Here is a 15910-nt window from a genome sequence, read left to right on the forward strand (position 1 = left end):
CAAATATTTAAAATATAAAAAAAACAGAAGTTTAGCTTCTGTTTTTTTTTGCGCATTTCGTAATTGAAACTTTCTATAAAGCTTCACATTCAAAACCAATAATTTTCATCAGGATAATTACTTCCTTCATAATATTATTATCCGACTCAAATCGTAAAATATTATCACAATCTTCAAGGTCAAAATTCCATTTTGCTTTTGGAAATAACTGATTCAGTTTTGGAGCAATACGCTTTACTTTCGAAAGAGAATTGACATTTGTTTTAAATACTAAAACCATTCTAAATTCTTTTTGAGTTATTTATTTTCAGTTACGCCTTTATTTTACTTAAGATCTTAGCATCAATATAAAAAGTTCCAAACGGAATAATACAAGCCAAAAGCACTCTCCAGGTTGTATCTCTAAACTTCCAGTTTTGTTCTACACCTACGCTTAACGTGTTAAAAATAAAAAGCAAAAATAAGGCGCCATGAATAGTTCCCACAGGTCTTGTTAGAAATGGCATTCCAAAAATATATTTTAAAGGAACTGCAATAATAAGCAAAGTCAAAAGTGAAATTCCTTCTAAAAAACCAATAATTCGTAATCTTCCGGTATTTGTTTCAAGTAAATGTTTCATAGTTTTATCTAAAGTAAGGTCTGTTTGCAAGAGGTGAAAATGGCCACGGAATGGCTATAAAAATGACAATTAAAGCGAGAGAAAACCAAAAAAGAATGGTTTTGAATTTATCACGATCATTCTGTTTTCTTTTGGCTAAAGCCGAACCAATCGTAATTAAAATAATTGCTGTTAACATTAACAGAATATGGATTATGCCAAAAAAAGCGATCTCCGTATTTTGGATACCTTCTTTAAAATTTTTCCAAAAGTATTTTACTATCGGACTTTGCGCATAAATCAGAATTCCAAAAATTAATTGGATATGAGCAATAGTTGCTGTCCAATGCCGGACTAAATTATCTGTTTTACTAAAAGGCAATTGTAAAGAATAACCTTTATAAGCCCGAAAAATGGAATAAAATAAACTGATTAAAACGAGCCATCTCAGGTAAGAATGGCAAAATAGAAGTGATTGGTACATTGTTTTTGATTTAGACAATGCAAATATATTCAAAAACATACTAATTAGTATGTTTTTGAATATTATTTTATTTCAGGGAATTCAAGTAATTCCTAAACTCCTTTAAATAAACAAAATAACATGAATTATCATCTTGAAGTTTTCCAAAATTACGTATTCCCCAATATCCTGACATGATAAAAAAAGCAACCTGTTTTCCGTCGACGTCTTTTCGGACTAATCTTAAATTTTGGGCATTTAAAATTCCTTTTTCAATCGTCATCATCCATTCATTTACAAGTTCAGACAAAACTTTACTAAACTGATTGTTCCAAGGTGTCATTTCCTGAGTTAAATTTCCAACAGGGCAACCATATTTTACCTGCAAAAAAGGATCATCGAGCAATAAATAAGAAATCATATTGTAAAAATCTTCAATTGGATTTTGCGAATTTTCTATCGGATTTATAAAACTTCCCATCATTGTAGGTTTCAAAATCTCTTCAATAATAGCAACTCCCATTTCGTCCTTATTTTTAAAATGGTAATAAAAAGCGCCTTTTGTAACCTGTGTAGTCGCAATAATATCGTCGATACTTGTCGTTTGATATCCTTTTGAATAAATTAATTCAAATGCTTTATTAAGAATTGTAAGCCTTGTGTTTGCTGCTTTTGACATAAAAGATACTAATTGGTATGAAATTACAAATTAAGGCAAAATAAATGAGTTACATCTAAAATTTCAAATAGTAACAAATCCATTCTATTAAAAAAATAAATGAAGATAATTTGAGTATAATATTTTAACACATAGAATTATCGAATTAAAAAAGGGTTTTCACTTACATTGACAAACATAGTTATGTGTGAGAAACGAGTTTCTTTTGATTTACTTTTTTAAACACATAAAATCTATGTTTCTATGTGTTTAATTAAATTTGACATACACGCCAACGGATTAATTTATTATGCCAGTTTCAATTGATTTTGTAAATTAGCCAACACTATTTTGTAAAAACATCAATTTCTTATGGATTTAAACTTCAATAAAAACGAAGATCACAATAAACTGTTACTTTCTGATTTAAAACAAAAATTTGCCAAAGTAAAATTAGGCGGAGGAGAAAAACGTATTGCCAAATTACATGCCGAAGGTAAAATGACGGCGCGTGAACGCATTAATTATTTATTGGATGAAAATTCGAAAAATATTGAAATTGGAGGTTTTGTTGGTGAAGGAATGTACGCTGAACATGGCGGTTGTCCGTCTGGCGGAGTGGTTATCAAAATAGGTTATATCAAAGGCAAACAATGTATTGTTGTGGCCAATGATGCTACCGTAAAAGCCGGCGCCTGGTTCCCAATTACGGGAAAGAAAAACCTTCGTGCACAGGAAATCGCGATGGAAAACCGAATTCCAATTATTTATTTAGTAGATAGTGCGGGTGTTTATTTGCCGCTTCAGGATGAAATTTTCCCTGACAAGGAACATTTTGGGCGTATTTTCAGGAATAATGCCCAAATGAGCAGTATGGGAATTACACAAATTTCAGCAGTAATGGGCAGTTGTGTTGCCGGTGGAGCTTATTTGCCAATCATGAGCGACGAAGCTTTGATTGTTGATAAAACCGGAAGTATTTTTCTTGCCGGAAGCTATTTGGTAAAAGCAGCTATTGGCGAAACTATTGATAATGAGACTTTAGGCGGTGCAACAACACATTGCGAAATTTCAGGTGTGACCGATTATAAAGCTAAAGATGATAAAGATGCTTTAGACAAAATTAAAAATATTATAGACAAAATAGGCGATTATGATAAAGCGGGCTTTAGCCGAATCAAAGCCGAAAAACCAACTTTAGAACCTAAAGACATTTACGGAATTTTACCAAAAGCCCGAAATGAGCAATATGATATGATGGAAATCATCAATCGTTTGGTCGATAATTCAGAATTTGAAGCGTATAAAGATGGTTATGGTCAAACGATAATTACCGGTTATGCCAGAATCGATGGCTGGGCGGTTGGTATTGTTGCCAACCAGAGAAAAGTAGTAAAAACCAAAAAAGGCGAAATGCAGTTTGGCGGTGTTATTTATTCGGATAGTGCTGACAAAGCCACGCGTTTTATTGCCAATTGCAATCAAAAGAAAATTCCATTGGTTTTTCTGCAAGATGTTACCGGTTTCATGGTTGGATCAAAATCTGAACAAGGCGGAATCATAAAAGACGGTGCAAAAATGGTAAATGCCGTAAGTAATTCGGTTGTACCGAAATTTACAGTAATTGTTGGAAATTCATACGGAGCAGGAAATTATGCCATGTGTGGAAAGGCATATGACCCAAGATTAATTTTTGCCTGGCCAAGCGCAGAACTTGCCGTTATGGGCGGAACTCAAGCCGCAAAAGTATTGGCACAAATTGAAGCTTCTTCGCTTAAAGCGAAAGGGGAAATCGTAGACGAAGCCAAAGAAGCAGAGTTATTTGCCAAAATAAAAGCACGTTACGACGAACAAACTTCGCCTTATTATGCTGCTTCAAGATTATGGACAGATGCTATTATTGATCCGTTAGATACCAGAACCTGGATCTCAATGGGAATCGAAGCTGCAAATCATGCACCAATTCAGAAACCATTTAATTTAGGGGTAATTCAAGTCTAGATTTCATAATTCATTAAAATTGTTAAATAAATAACAAAAATCTCATTTTAAAGCACTTACAAATACATATATCATTAAAAATTAGTAACTTAGTATGTAATTTTTAATCACGTACTATTATGGAAAATGTAAAAAGCTTAAATAAATGGGCAAATGCGCACACTTATTTACCAGTAGATTTAGTTCGTATTGTTTTGGGTGTTTTTTTATTTATGAAAGGAATTTCGTTTGTAACCAACATTCAATATTTGCATGATTTAATTTCTCCAATTGACCAGTTTGGAGGCGGAATGTTTCTTTTACATTATATCGCGCCGGCACACATGATTGGAGGTATTATGATCGTTTTTGGGCTACTGACCCGCTGGGCAATTGCAGCTCAATTACCAATATTGTTTGGTGCAGTTCTCGTAAATTTTATGGGACATATGCACTCAGAAAGCTTAATTCTCGCAATATTTGTATTATTAATGTGCATTTTCTTTTTATTTTATGGAGGTGGAAAACATTCAGCTGATTATTATTTCAAAATGCAACAATAACTTTCTTTTATCCTCAACATTTTAAAGATAGCGTTGAGGATAAAACAATAGCATCTTATTGGAACGTTAATTATTGCCTCAAAATTTCTTTAATTGTCATTTATGAATTAAATTCGCCACCATGAATTGGATTCGTAAAGCCATTATTTTTGTATCACTTTTGATCATCGCTTTTTTTGCTGCTCAGGCAAACGAATTTGGTGTACAAAAAATTGAAAATCAAAAAACGGATACCACTTTCTCTATCGATAGTGCTGATTCACTAGCTTTTATACAACCTCAGGCAAGCTATCAATTTGTTGCCACTGCAAAAACCAGCTATCCAATTTTAACCAAATGGTTTGAATCTTTGTTGGAAGTTATACCACAGCATCAAACCGAACAATCTGTATCAAACTTTGCAAATCAATTTGCAAGTCATCGTAAAAAAGTCTTATTACTGCTCTACCCTTTCCATAATTTTTGGTAGATAAATCAATGAAATCCTAGTCTGAAGATTTATTTCTTCTAAACAATAAACTGTTTTCATCCGGAAACTGTTTACTATTTCATATAATTTATCAATTAAAACAAAATGGATACAAGTGTAACTATTATTGGTATTGTGATTGCGATCATAGTAGCCATTCCCGTATATTTTTCTGCACGAACGAGCGCTGCAAACAAATCAAAAATTTTAAACATAAAAAAGAAATTCAATCCTGCACATCCGGAAGATTTTGATCTGACTGAATCTCAAAGCAACAAAACGCTGACGATAGATCAAAAAAACCGAAAATTTATAGTAATGAATTTCAATCCAAAACAACAAGAATCAACATTTGTAGATTTAAAAAGTGTTTCTTCTTGCAAATTAGTTTTGACTTCAGACGGAAATTCAGATACAATTTTAAAAATTGATTTCGAATTTCAGGAAAAAGAAACAGCCAACAAAATCATAATTCCGTTTTATGATTTTGATGACGATCGTATCAAACAAATCAGTGCGTATCAAGATCACTTATTTGCAAAAAAATGGCTTAAAATCATTCAGGATTCTATTTAGTGTTAGTTATTTTAATTCACGGAAGAGGCTCATTTTGAGTCTCTTTTTTTGTTATATACATGATATTTGTCATTTTATATCCTGATGTGAAAATCTAATTTTGAGTAAAATTAAATCTTCATTCTATGAAAATATCACTGACTCAGAAATACAATGTTCCCGGACCAAGATACACAAGCTATCCAACAGTTCCGTATTGGGAACAAAACAGTTTTACGGAGCAAAAATGGGTCGGATCTTTTCAGAAAGCTTTTTCAGAAAGCAATTCACAAAACGGAATTAGTTTATACATTCATTTGCCTTTCTGCGAAAGCATGTGCACTTTTTGTGGCTGTAACAAACGCATCACTAAAAATCATTCGGTTGAAGAAACTTACATTCAGGCATTATTAAAAGAATGGAGTTTATATTGTAAATTATTATCGGAAAAACCATTTATAAAAGAAATTCATTTGGGTGGCGGAACTCCAACATTTTTTTCGAAAAACAATTTAGAACACCTGATCAATGGTATTTTTAGTTTTGCCAATAAAGCCGAACATTATGAATTTAGTTTTGAAGGTCATCCTAACAATACTACTTATGAGCAGCTTCAAAAATTATACGAATTAGGCTTTCGCCGAGTAAGTTTTGGCGTTCAGGATTATGCTGAAAAAGTACAAAAAGCAATTCATAGAATTCAGCCTTTTCACAATGTTGCAAAAGTTACTTTTTGGGCAAAAGAAATTGGATATACATCAATAGGACATGATATCATTTTTGGTTTGCCTTATCAAAACTTAGAAGATGTAGTTGATACTGTCGAAAAACAAACTCTCTTAAACCAGACCGATTAGCATTTTACAGTTATGCGCATGTCCCGTGGATAAAAGGAAACGGACAACGCGGGTTTAATGAAGAAAACCTTCCTAAAGATGCTGAAAAAAGACAACTTTATGAAGTAGGGAAACAAATGCTTTCTAAAAATGGTTATCACGAAATTGGAATGGATCATTTTGCTTTGGAGTCTGATAGTTTGTACAAAGCTTCACAACATAAACAATTACATCGAAACTTCATGGGTTACAGTGCTTCAAAAACGCAGCTTATGATTGGTTTAGGTGTTTCTTCTATTAGTGATAGCTGGTACAGTTTTGCTCAAAACACAAAGAATTTAGAAGATTATTACCAATTATTAGAATGGAATAAACTGCCTGTTGTAAAAGGACATATTTTAACCGATGAAGATTTAATTATCAGAAAACATATTTTGAACCTAACCTGCGAACTTGAAACTTCCTGGACAAAAGAATCGCTTTATTTTAAAGAACTTCCGAGTGTTTTATTAGATTTGAAAGAACTGGAAAACGATCAATTGGTTGTAATCGAAGAAAATAAAATTACCATTACAGAAGCCGGAAGGCCTTTTGTTCGTAATATTTGTATGGCTTTTGATTTACATTTAAAAAGAAAATCACCGGAAACTAATTTGTTCTCGATGACTGTTTAATGGCAATTAGGGGCTTCCTGTACAAACAAACTCATATTTGATGGGGAAATATACGGAATCCCTAAACCTAAACCTCTCAGAATAAACAAAACTCCAATAATTACAGCTACATACGGAATTGCTTTTTGAATTTTATTTCTAAACGGAAGTTTTATTAATGAATTAACATATACCACAACTGTCATTAAAGGCACGGTTCCTAAACCGAATAAAATCATATAGAAAACCCCAAAGCTGGCACTTTGCATGGCGACTGCTCCAAATAAAGCGATGTAAACCATTCCGCACGGAAGAAAACCATTTAATAACCCAATTGTATAAAGTGATTTATAACTCTTGTTTTTAAATTGATTTCCTAAACTTGATTTTATTCCTGAAATAACTTTGTAAACCGGTTTTGAAAAGTTATATTTTGAAAAAACTTTCTCCGGAATCAAAACTACAAGAATCATGGCTAGACCAATGAAAACAGACATTTTTTGCTGTAATCCTGCGAGGAAAAAACCTCTGCCTAATAGGCCGAAAATTAATCCAATTGTAGCATAAGCTGACAATCGGCCTAAATGATAGGTTATAATTTGGGTTACTTTTTTAGCTTCGTTTTGGCGATCTACAGGCAACATCATAGCAATTGGACCGCACATTCCTATGCAGTGAAAACTACTTATAAGACCTAATATAAAAGCGGAGTATAACATTTGCTTTTTATTTTTTGTACAACTCCCGATAGCTATCAGGATAAATGGATTAAAAATGATTTTTAATTCAATAAGTGTAATATGTAGTCCCTACGGGACAAAAATGGGCAGATGAATTCTATTTTCTACCGACATTTAACTCCTAACGGAGTATATTATAGGGATTAAACATTTTATGTAATATAATGTCATTAAACTATATCTCGTGGAGAGTACATGTTGGTAAAACAACAACACACTCGTTTTGTCCCATAAGGACTATATGTTTTTTATAATAATCAAATTAACATGGTGTAGCCCTTCGGGCATTTTTTCCACTGCTGCTTGTTTTTTTTACCGACATTTAAATCCTAACGGATTATATTATAGAAATTAATCATTTTATATAAATGCTAACAAAGTATATCTCGTAGAGATTAAATGTCGGTAGAAAAAATAAATACATCTGACCATTTTGTCCCGTAGGGACTACACAATCATTAATTCACATAAATTACTTCTTTCGACAAATAGCTTTTGCCATCATATTGCCATTCCATATTGACATCCCAACGTCCTTTTACTAATTTGTTTTTAGGAACTAATAAAGACGAATTTATCAAGGTGATTTGTGTATCAAAATCAAATTTCTTGTTTGAAGGTCTGTATAATAATACATTTCCTTTAATTTTTTCACTTTCAAATGTTTTTGGAAAAGTAATCCTTACACCTTCTTCTGTATAGGTTACTGAAGGTTTTTGCTGTAGATCATGCGCATTTTGAATGCGTGCCATTTCTTCCTGAAAATGCGAATCGTGTTTATAGTATTCTTCTACAACTAAGTCATTATCGTACTTACTATTCGATTGCACTTCAAAAACAAAATATAAAATGAATGTCATAAAAAGCGCAAATGCAATTACAATTCCGGTTCCCCAATTAATTTTCATGGTATTTTCTTTTAATTAAAACTTCGTGGTCCTAAAAAGTTTGTTGTAGTAGATTCGAGTAACTCTTTGCCATTATAAACCCCAATTTCAACTTTGGTTTTATCACTTTCTAAAAGCACTTTTTCTATTTCTATGAATAAGGTTCCTTGCGAAATCCCTTCTTTCTTAACTTTAAAATGTTCCTTACCTACATTCTTAATTTGCCCTTTTTGATTAATTAATTCAAAATGAATGTCATTGTAATCTTTCATAGTTTTATTGACAATTTTATACGTATAAACATTGCTGATTCTATCACCTTTGTGCTCAAAAAGCTGTCCTGGCAATCTTAGAATTACGGCTTGAACATTTGTCCGTAAAAACAGCATTCCGATAAAAACACTTAATAAAATAAATAAAACTGCTGTGTAACCTTTCATTCGGGTTGTGAATTTGAAAGGTTCTTTTTTAGCGATTTCATCCTCAGATGCATAACGAATTAGTCCTTTTGGCAAACCAACTGTTTCCATTATAGTATCGCATTCATCGATGCAAGCGGTGCAATTGGTGCATTCTAATTGTGTTCCGTTTCTAATATCAATTCCCATTGGACAAACATGTACACATTGATGACAATCGATACAATCCCCTTTTCCCGTTGTTTCCCTATCTTCTTTTTTATTGAATTTAGCACGTCCTGTTTCTTTTTCTCCACGTACAAAATCATAAGCTACATTAATGGATTTATTGTCTAAAAGTACGCCTTGCAATCTTCCGTAAGGACAGGCAATTATACAGACTTGTTCACGAAACCAAACAAAAACAAAATAAAAAACTCCTGTAAAAATAAGCAGTGCTGTAAAATTACTCGCTTGCTGAAAAGGTCCTTGTTCTACCATTAAAAGCAAAGCATCGCTTCCTACCAAATAAGCTAGAAAAACATTTGCGATACCAAAAGAAATCAAGAAAAAAACAACCCATTTGATTCCTCTTTTTCTAATTTTTTCGGCGTTCCATTCCATTCTTGCCAATCGCGACTGAGCGCCGCGATCACCATCAATCCAATATTCTATTCGGCGGAAAACCATTTCCAGAAAAATAGTCTGTGGACAAATCCATCCACAAAAAATCCTTCCAAAAACAACCGTAAACAAAATTATAAAGACAATACCAACAAGCATTGATATTACAAAAAGATAGAAATCCTGTGGCCAAAACGGGAATCCAAAAATATTGAAACGACGTTCCATAACATTGAACATCATAAATTGATTTCCGTTTACTTTTATAAACGGATTTGCAATTAAAATAGCCAATAAAACATAACTAACTATTTTTCGATATTCATAGAACTTACCAGACGGTTTTTTGGGGAAAATAAATTTTCGATTACCGCCTTCATCAATAGTTCCGATGGTATCCCTAAAAGCTTCGTCTGGTAAATTTGACATGATTATTATTTTTTAACTTCGGTATTATCTGCTGTTTTATTCTCTGCTGCATCTTTTTTAGGAGCACTTTCGTCTACCCAAATTTCACCTTCTGCAGCTTTAGGTTCTTTTGGATTACTGCCTTGTAGAGACAAAATATAACTGGCCACTTTTTGAATTTCTTTTGGTTTTAAACCATTGGTTTTCCAGGATACCATTCCTTTTCCGTCACGTCCTCCGTTTGTAATCGTGTGAAAAACATTTTTGATTCCTCCGCCCAAAATCCAATGATCATCGGTTAAGTTTGGTCCAATTTGTCCTCCGGCATCAGCTCTGTGGCAGGCAGCACAATTTGTTGTAAAAATTTCTTTACCCACTGCCAGATTCTCAGGATCAGTTAATAAAACAACTGATTTCTCATCCATTAAATCCGGAGCTGTTTTTAGATATTCTTCTACATCAATTTTTGCCTGCGCCATTTCGATCTTCAATTCAGATTCCTGATCATTTCCTCCAAAAACTTCATAACGGGCAAAATAAATTATTCCAAAAACAATTCCGATATAAAATAAATATACCCACCAAGGCGGTAAATTATTATCAAGTTCCTTAATTCCGTCATAATCATGATCCATTAACAAATCGCCTTCATTTTCGATAGGCTGTGTTTTGGTTAATTTCTGCATTAGGTCTTTGTACCAGGTGCTTTCAGTTAAACTCAGACTATTTTCGTGTTCTAATTTTGCTTTTTCTTCCGGAGACATTAATTGATACATGACACGATTAACGGCACTCATTGTAATTTCGATAGCAATCAAAACAAAAAGGAAGACAAACAAAAAGACAGAAACCATTGGGTATTTTATAAAAGCAGGTCTGTCACCTGAATCAATAAAGTATTCCATCAAAGCAAAAACGACAAAGAAAATCAGCGGTATTCTTAAATATACTGGGAAAAATTTTTTCATTTTAAATATCTTTTGAAATTATACTATTCCTTCATCTAAAGGAATTTCACTCATTTCCTGAATTTTTTCTTTTTTATAGGAGAATACCCAAAAGCCTAGACCTACAAAAAAGAAGAAAAATATTAAGAGAGAAAGAATCGGGTAAATTTCTATACCCGATATATTCTCCATATTGTGTTTTATTTGTTCAAACATGATGTTGTTATTTAGAAGTATTTTTCACTTTGATATCAGTTCCAAGTCTTTGTATATAAGCAATCAGGGCAACAATTTCTCTTTCATTCATAGGAACAAATTTTTCGCCTTTTGCAGCTGCTTTTTTCTTACTGTCCTCATAACTTTTTACATAATCAGGATCATTTTCTAAGCTTTTTTCTATTGCAAGAGCTTGGGTTCTTAATGCTTTTTGCGCATTTGCAACTTCAGCTTCAGAATAGGGAACTCCAAGTGAAACCATGATTTGCATTTTCTTTTGCGTTAATGAAACATCCATCGCTTTATTATCAAAAAGCCATTTGTAACCTGGCATGATTGAACCTGCAGAAATACTTTGCGGATTCCAAAAGTGATTAAAATGCCAGTTGTCATTATACTTTCCTCCTACTCTTAATAAATCAGGACCGGTACGTTTTGATCCCCAAAGAAAAGGATGATCGTAAACAAATTCCCCAGCTTTTGATTGTGGTCCGTAACGTTCTACTTCACTTCTAAAAGGACGGACTGATTGGGAGTGACAGCCTACACAACCTTCTCTAATATATAAATCACGACCTTCGAGTTCTAAGGGAGAATAGGGTTTAACACTTGAAATGGTTGGAATATTAGATTTTACCATAATTGTTGGTACTATTTGAATAATACCTCCAATTAAAATCGCAACTGTTGCCAAAATGGTTAACTGAATTGGTTTTCTTTCTAACCAGGAATGGAATTTTTCTCCGCTAATTCTACTGCTGCTAATTCGCTGTAAAGCCGGAGCCTGAGCCAATTCATCTTCAATGGTATCACCTGCTTTAATGGTCATAATGATATTATAAACCAAAGTCAGCATTCCAATTAAATACAAAGTACCTCCAATGGCTCTCATCCAATATAATGGCATAATTGCAGTAACGGTTTCAAGAAAATTTCCGTAGGTTAAAGTTCCGTCAGGATTAAACTGTTTCCACATAGAAGCCTGTTGAAAACCTGCCACATACATTGGCAACGCGTATAAAATAATTCCTAAAGTACCAATCCAGAAATGGAAATTGGCGAGTTTATTTGAGAATAATTTACTTTTTGTCATTCTTGGAATCAACCAATAAATAATACCAAACGACATAAATCCGTTCCAGGCCAAAGCACCAACGTGTACGTGTGCAATAATCCAGTCTGTATAGTGTGCAATCGCATTTACATTTTTAAAAGAAAGCATTGGTCCTTCAAAAGTTGCCATTCCGTAACCTGTAATTGCAACTACAAAGAATTTCAAAACCGGCTCTTCACGAACTTTGTCCCAGGCTCCTCTTAAAGTCAGTAACCCATTGATCATACCTCCCCAGGACGGAGCGATAAGCATTACTGAAAACGCTACACCTAAATTTTGTGCCCAGCTTGGTAAAGCTGAATACAATAAATGGTGTGGTCCTGCCCAGATATAAATAAATATTAAAGACCAAAAGTGGATAATCGATAAACGATATGAATATATAGGTCGGTTGGCAACTTTTGGAATAAAATAATACATTAAACCTAAAAACGGAGTGGTCAAGAAGAATGCAACCGCATTGTGTCCATACCACCATTGCACCAATGCATCCTGAACTCCTGCGTAAACAGAATAGCTTTTAAGTGCTGAAACCGGAATTTCTATATTATTAAAAATGTGTAAAACAGCTACAGTAACAAATGTTGCTAAGTAAAACCATATTGCTACATATAAATGACGTTCTCTACGACGCAACATTGTACCAATCATATTGATCCCCATTACAACCCAAATAAGTGCAATAGCAATATCTATTGGCCATTCAAGTTCAGCATATTCTTTTGATGAGGTATAACCAAGAGGGAGTGTAATAGCTGCTGCAACAATAATAAGCTGCCAGCCCCAAAAATGCAAGTTGCTTAAAAAATCACTAAACATTCTGGCTTTTAGCAATCGCTGCAGCGAATAATACATACCTGCAAAAAATGCGTTCCCTACGAAGGCAAAAATAACCGCATTAGTATGCAAAGGCCTTAATCGGCCGTAACTAAGCCATGAAATCCCATCTGTCATATTGGGAAAAAGGTACATAACCGCTAAGGTTAGCCCCACTAACATACCAACTACTCCAAAAAGGATGGTGGCATAAATGAATTTTTTTACAATTTTGTTGTCGTAATAAAACTGTTCCATTTCCATAATTTATACTTGTTTTTCTTCGGTTGGTGAAATATTGTTTTGAGGAGTAATTTTGGTCTCATCATCAAAAAGCATTCTGACAGACGGTGTATAATCATCATCGTACTGTCCTGATTTGACCGCAATGATAAAAGCAATAAAGAAACCGATTGCAATGAAAATACTTACTGTAATTAGTAGATAAATAACACTCATACCTTAAATTTATGTTAACAAAATTAGCAGGTTACAGGCGTATAAAATATGATAATTATCATGTGGTAGGGAATGATAAATGTAAGAAAAATATGCGTAGTTTTATTTATAATTAATTTAAATTACTCTTGCTGAAATAGTTAGACATTAAAGTCACAAAGCTTACAATTGTAATTGTACTTAAAGGCATAATGATGGCCGCAATTAACGGAAGCAAATTTCCGGTAACTGCAAAAGAAAGTCCTGCTATATTATAAAGGAGGGATAAAACAAAACTCATTTTGATTATCGCAATTGATTTATGAGATAATTTTAAAAAATAATTTAGTCTTGAAAATTCGCTTGCATCTAAAATTGCATCGCAAGCGGGAGAAAAAACGTTGACGTTTTCAGAAATTGAAATTCCAACATTACTTTGTGCCAAAGCTCCGGCATCATTTAAACCATCGCCAACCATCATCACATTTTGCCCGTTTTCCTGAAGTTTTTTAATGAAATCGAGCTTTTGTTCCGGTTTTTGATTAAAAACGAGTTCTGTATTTTTGGGTAATATGGATTCAAGATTAATTCTTTCGCCATCATTATCTCCGGAAAGTACTTTTATCTGATAGCTTTTACTTAAGGTGAAAAACAACTTTTCTAGTCCTTCGCGATATTGATTCTGAAAAGTAAATTTGCCATAATAGACATCATTAATTTTTATATGAAGTGCTGTTTTTTCAATTTCGGATACATCCGAAACAGATGTCCCAACAAATTCAGCAGAACCTATTTTAATAGTTGTATTTTCTATTGAAGCCTGAATTCCTTTTCCGGTTATTTCCTGAAATTCATCAATTTTAATTTTCTTTGATATTGGTAAAAAGTCATATAACATCCTGCTTAATGGATGATTTGATGCCCGAAGTACATTTTTTATTACATTATAATTTTCATCAGAAAGTATATTTCCTTTGTAAACAATAGTCGCTTTTTTATGCGTTGTAATCGTTCCTGTTTTATCAAAAACTATGGTATCTACTTTTGCTAACTGCTCAATTACCAATGCATTTTTGAGATATAGTTTCTGTTTTCCCATTATTCTCAAAATATTACCAAAGGTAAATGGCGCCGTAAGTGCGAGTGCGCAAGGACAGGCAACAATCAAAACTGCCGTAAAAACATTAAAAGCGGTATTGGCATCGATAAATATCCAATACGCAAAACCTGCAAAAGCAATGAGTAATAATATAGGTGTAAAATAGCGGCTAATCTTATCGGTTATTGTTTTGTGTTTTTGAAATACTTTTTTCTGAAATATCTCATTACTCCACAATTGCGTCAGATAACTTTGTGATACGGAATGCAAAACTTCCATTTCGACTACTTTACCAATTTGTTTTCCTCCGGCAAATACTTTGTCGCCTGATTTTTTTGTGATCGGAACTGCTTCTCCTGTTACAAAACTATAATCAATTTCGGCACTTTCACTAATAAGAATTCCATCAACTGGAATCAATTCCTGATTTCTGATTAATAGTCTGTTGCCTTTTAAAATATCATAAACAGGAACACTTTCCTCTGATGCATCTGAGTTTATTCGGGTAACGGCAATTGGAAAATAGGATTTAAAATCTCTTTCGAAACTTAAAAAACTATAGGTTTTAATTTGGAACATTTTTCCGAGCAGCATAAAGAAAACCAAACCGGTTAAACTATCAAAAAAGCCTGATCCGTAATTCATTACAATATCAAAAGTACTGCGAATAAACATCACGATAATTCCTAAAGCAATTGGAATATCAATATTCAGCATTCCGGATCTGATACTTTTATAAGCCGAAACATAATAACCGCTTGCCGAATATAAAAAACTTGGCAAGGCTAAGACAAAAATCAGAATCCTAAAAAATGGTTTGTAATTATCCAGCCAAAACTCCTTTATTTCAAAATATTCCGGAAATGACAATAGCATAATATTTCCAAAACAAAAAAAAGCGACACCCAATTTATAGGTTAAACTTCTGTCTACATTTCTTTTGCCGGTTTCGTAATTTTCGAGACTTATATAAGGTTCATAGCCAATAGAACTTAGCATATAAACAATTGTTTTAAGAGAAACTACATCTGAATTGAAGGTAATTCGAACTCTTTTTTCGGGAAAATTAACTTGTGAAATACTGATTCCCGGTTGAATTCTATTCAGGTTTTCAAGAATCCAAATACAGGAACTACAATGAATGTGAGGAATGTTTAATGATATAATGGCGGTATTCCCTTCCTGAAATTCTAATAATTTTGACAGAATTGCTTCATTTTCCAGAAAGTCATATTTACCTTTTATATCTTGTGGAGTGGCACCCGGGGATTTTTCAAAATCATAATAACAGGTTAAATCATGAAGACTAAAAATTTCATAAACCGTTTTGCAACCGTTACAACAAAACTTTTTTTCATCAAAATTGATCTCTTCATTTTTAGCAATGGTTAACCCACAATGAAAACAACTTTGCCCACTCATAAATTTGTTTTTTTAATCGAACAAA

16 protein-coding genes and 1 pseudogene are annotated in these 15910 nt (G+C 33.2%); 5 read left to right on the plus strand and 12 right to left on the minus strand.

Features of this window, described 5'->3' with window-relative positions; translation table 11 throughout:
- Positions 1-73: 73 nt before the first annotated feature.
- From ACZ0AH_RS14865 to ACZ0AH_RS14880, 4 genes are all read right to left on the minus strand, one after another.
- Entirely contained in the window at positions 74-280 is a 207-nt protein-coding gene (locus ACZ0AH_RS14865; protein WP_463476579.1) for a hypothetical protein, read from the minus strand.
- Between the two features lie 31 nt (positions 281-311).
- Positions 312-620: a DUF3817 domain-containing protein gene (locus ACZ0AH_RS14870; protein ID WP_463476580.1), complete on the minus strand. Its 309-nt coding sequence runs from the start codon at positions 618-620 to the stop codon at positions 312-314.
- 4 nt (positions 621-624) lie between these two features.
- Positions 625-1083 carry a hypothetical protein gene (locus tag ACZ0AH_RS14875; protein ID WP_463476581.1) on the minus strand — a complete coding sequence of 153 codons (459 nt, stop codon included), beginning with the start codon at positions 1081-1083 and terminating at the stop codon, positions 625-627.
- Positions 1084-1150: 67 nt separating this feature from the next.
- Positions 1151-1741 (minus strand): TetR/AcrR family transcriptional regulator, encoded by a 591-nt coding sequence (locus ACZ0AH_RS14880; RefSeq protein ID WP_463476582.1) that lies wholly within the window; start codon positions 1739-1741, stop codon positions 1151-1153.
- 351 nt (positions 1742-2092) lie between these two features.
- Between ACZ0AH_RS14880 and ACZ0AH_RS14885 the strand changes: the two genes are divergently transcribed.
- The 5 genes and pseudogenes from ACZ0AH_RS14885 (at position 2093) to hemN (ending at position 6797) form a co-directional block, all read left to right on the plus strand.
- Positions 2093-3721, plus strand: coding sequence for an acyl-CoA carboxylase subunit beta (locus ACZ0AH_RS14885; RefSeq protein ID WP_463476583.1), 1629 nt, complete (start codon positions 2093-2095; stop codon positions 3719-3721).
- Positions 3722-3840: 119 nt separating this feature from the next.
- Positions 3841-4263 (plus strand): DoxX family protein, encoded by a 423-nt coding sequence (locus tag ACZ0AH_RS14890; protein ID WP_463476584.1) that lies wholly within the window; start codon positions 3841-3843, stop codon positions 4261-4263.
- A 121-nt stretch (positions 4264-4384) separates the two neighbouring features.
- Positions 4385-4732: a hypothetical protein gene (locus ACZ0AH_RS14895; protein WP_463476585.1), complete on the plus strand. Its 348-nt coding sequence runs from the start codon at positions 4385-4387 to the stop codon at positions 4730-4732.
- Positions 4733-4837: 105 nt separating this feature from the next.
- Positions 4838-5308, plus strand: coding sequence for a hypothetical protein (locus tag ACZ0AH_RS14900; protein WP_463476586.1), 471 nt, complete (start codon positions 4838-4840; stop codon positions 5306-5308).
- Positions 5309-5433: 125 nt separating this feature from the next.
- A pseudogene (gene hemN / locus ACZ0AH_RS14905) lies at positions 5434-6797 on the plus strand (oxygen-independent coproporphyrinogen III oxidase).
- On the opposite strand, the gene ACZ0AH_RS14910 reads toward hemN, so the two are convergent.
- The 8 genes from ACZ0AH_RS14910 to ACZ0AH_RS14945 form a co-directional block, all read right to left on the minus strand.
- Positions 6794-7495 carry a sulfite exporter TauE/SafE family protein gene (locus ACZ0AH_RS14910; RefSeq protein ID WP_463476587.1) on the minus strand — a complete coding sequence of 234 codons (702 nt, stop codon included), beginning with the start codon at positions 7493-7495 and terminating at the stop codon, positions 6794-6796. The pseudogene hemN and the gene ACZ0AH_RS14910 overlap by 4 nt on opposite strands.
- A gap of 479 nt (positions 7496-7974) precedes the next feature.
- Positions 7975-8424, minus strand: a complete 450-nt coding sequence (locus ACZ0AH_RS14915) for a FixH family protein (protein WP_463476588.1) — start codon at positions 8422-8424, stop codon at positions 7975-7977.
- An 11-nt stretch (positions 8425-8435) separates the two neighbouring features.
- Positions 8436-9854 carry a cytochrome c oxidase accessory protein CcoG gene (ccoG, locus tag ACZ0AH_RS14920; protein ID WP_463476589.1) on the minus strand — a complete coding sequence of 473 codons (1419 nt, stop codon included), beginning with the start codon at positions 9852-9854 and terminating at the stop codon, positions 8436-8438.
- A 5-nt stretch (positions 9855-9859) separates the two neighbouring features.
- Entirely contained in the window at positions 9860-10801 is a 942-nt protein-coding gene (locus ACZ0AH_RS14925; RefSeq protein ID WP_463476590.1) for a cbb3-type cytochrome c oxidase N-terminal domain-containing protein, read from the minus strand.
- 18 nt (positions 10802-10819) lie between these two features.
- Positions 10820-10996, minus strand: a complete 177-nt coding sequence (locus ACZ0AH_RS14930; RefSeq protein ID WP_463476591.1) for a CcoQ/FixQ family Cbb3-type cytochrome c oxidase assembly chaperone — start codon at positions 10994-10996, stop codon at positions 10820-10822.
- A gap of 7 nt (positions 10997-11003) precedes the next feature.
- Complete coding sequence (gene ccoN / locus ACZ0AH_RS14935) at positions 11004-13190, minus strand: cytochrome-c oxidase, cbb3-type subunit I (protein ID WP_463476592.1); 2187 nt, start codon at positions 13188-13190, stop codon at positions 11004-11006.
- A gap of 3 nt (positions 13191-13193) precedes the next feature.
- On the minus strand, positions 13194-13385 hold the full coding sequence (gene ccoS / locus ACZ0AH_RS14940) for a cbb3-type cytochrome oxidase assembly protein CcoS (RefSeq protein WP_463476593.1): 192 nt from the start codon (positions 13383-13385) through the stop codon (positions 13194-13196).
- Between the two features lie 112 nt (positions 13386-13497).
- Positions 13498-15885, minus strand: a complete 2388-nt coding sequence (locus ACZ0AH_RS14945) for a heavy metal translocating P-type ATPase (RefSeq protein ID WP_463476594.1) — start codon at positions 15883-15885, stop codon at positions 13498-13500.
- Between the last annotated feature and the right edge of the window lie 25 nt (positions 15886-15910).

The sequence above is a fragment of the Flavobacterium sp. AC105 genome (assembly GCF_979258495.1).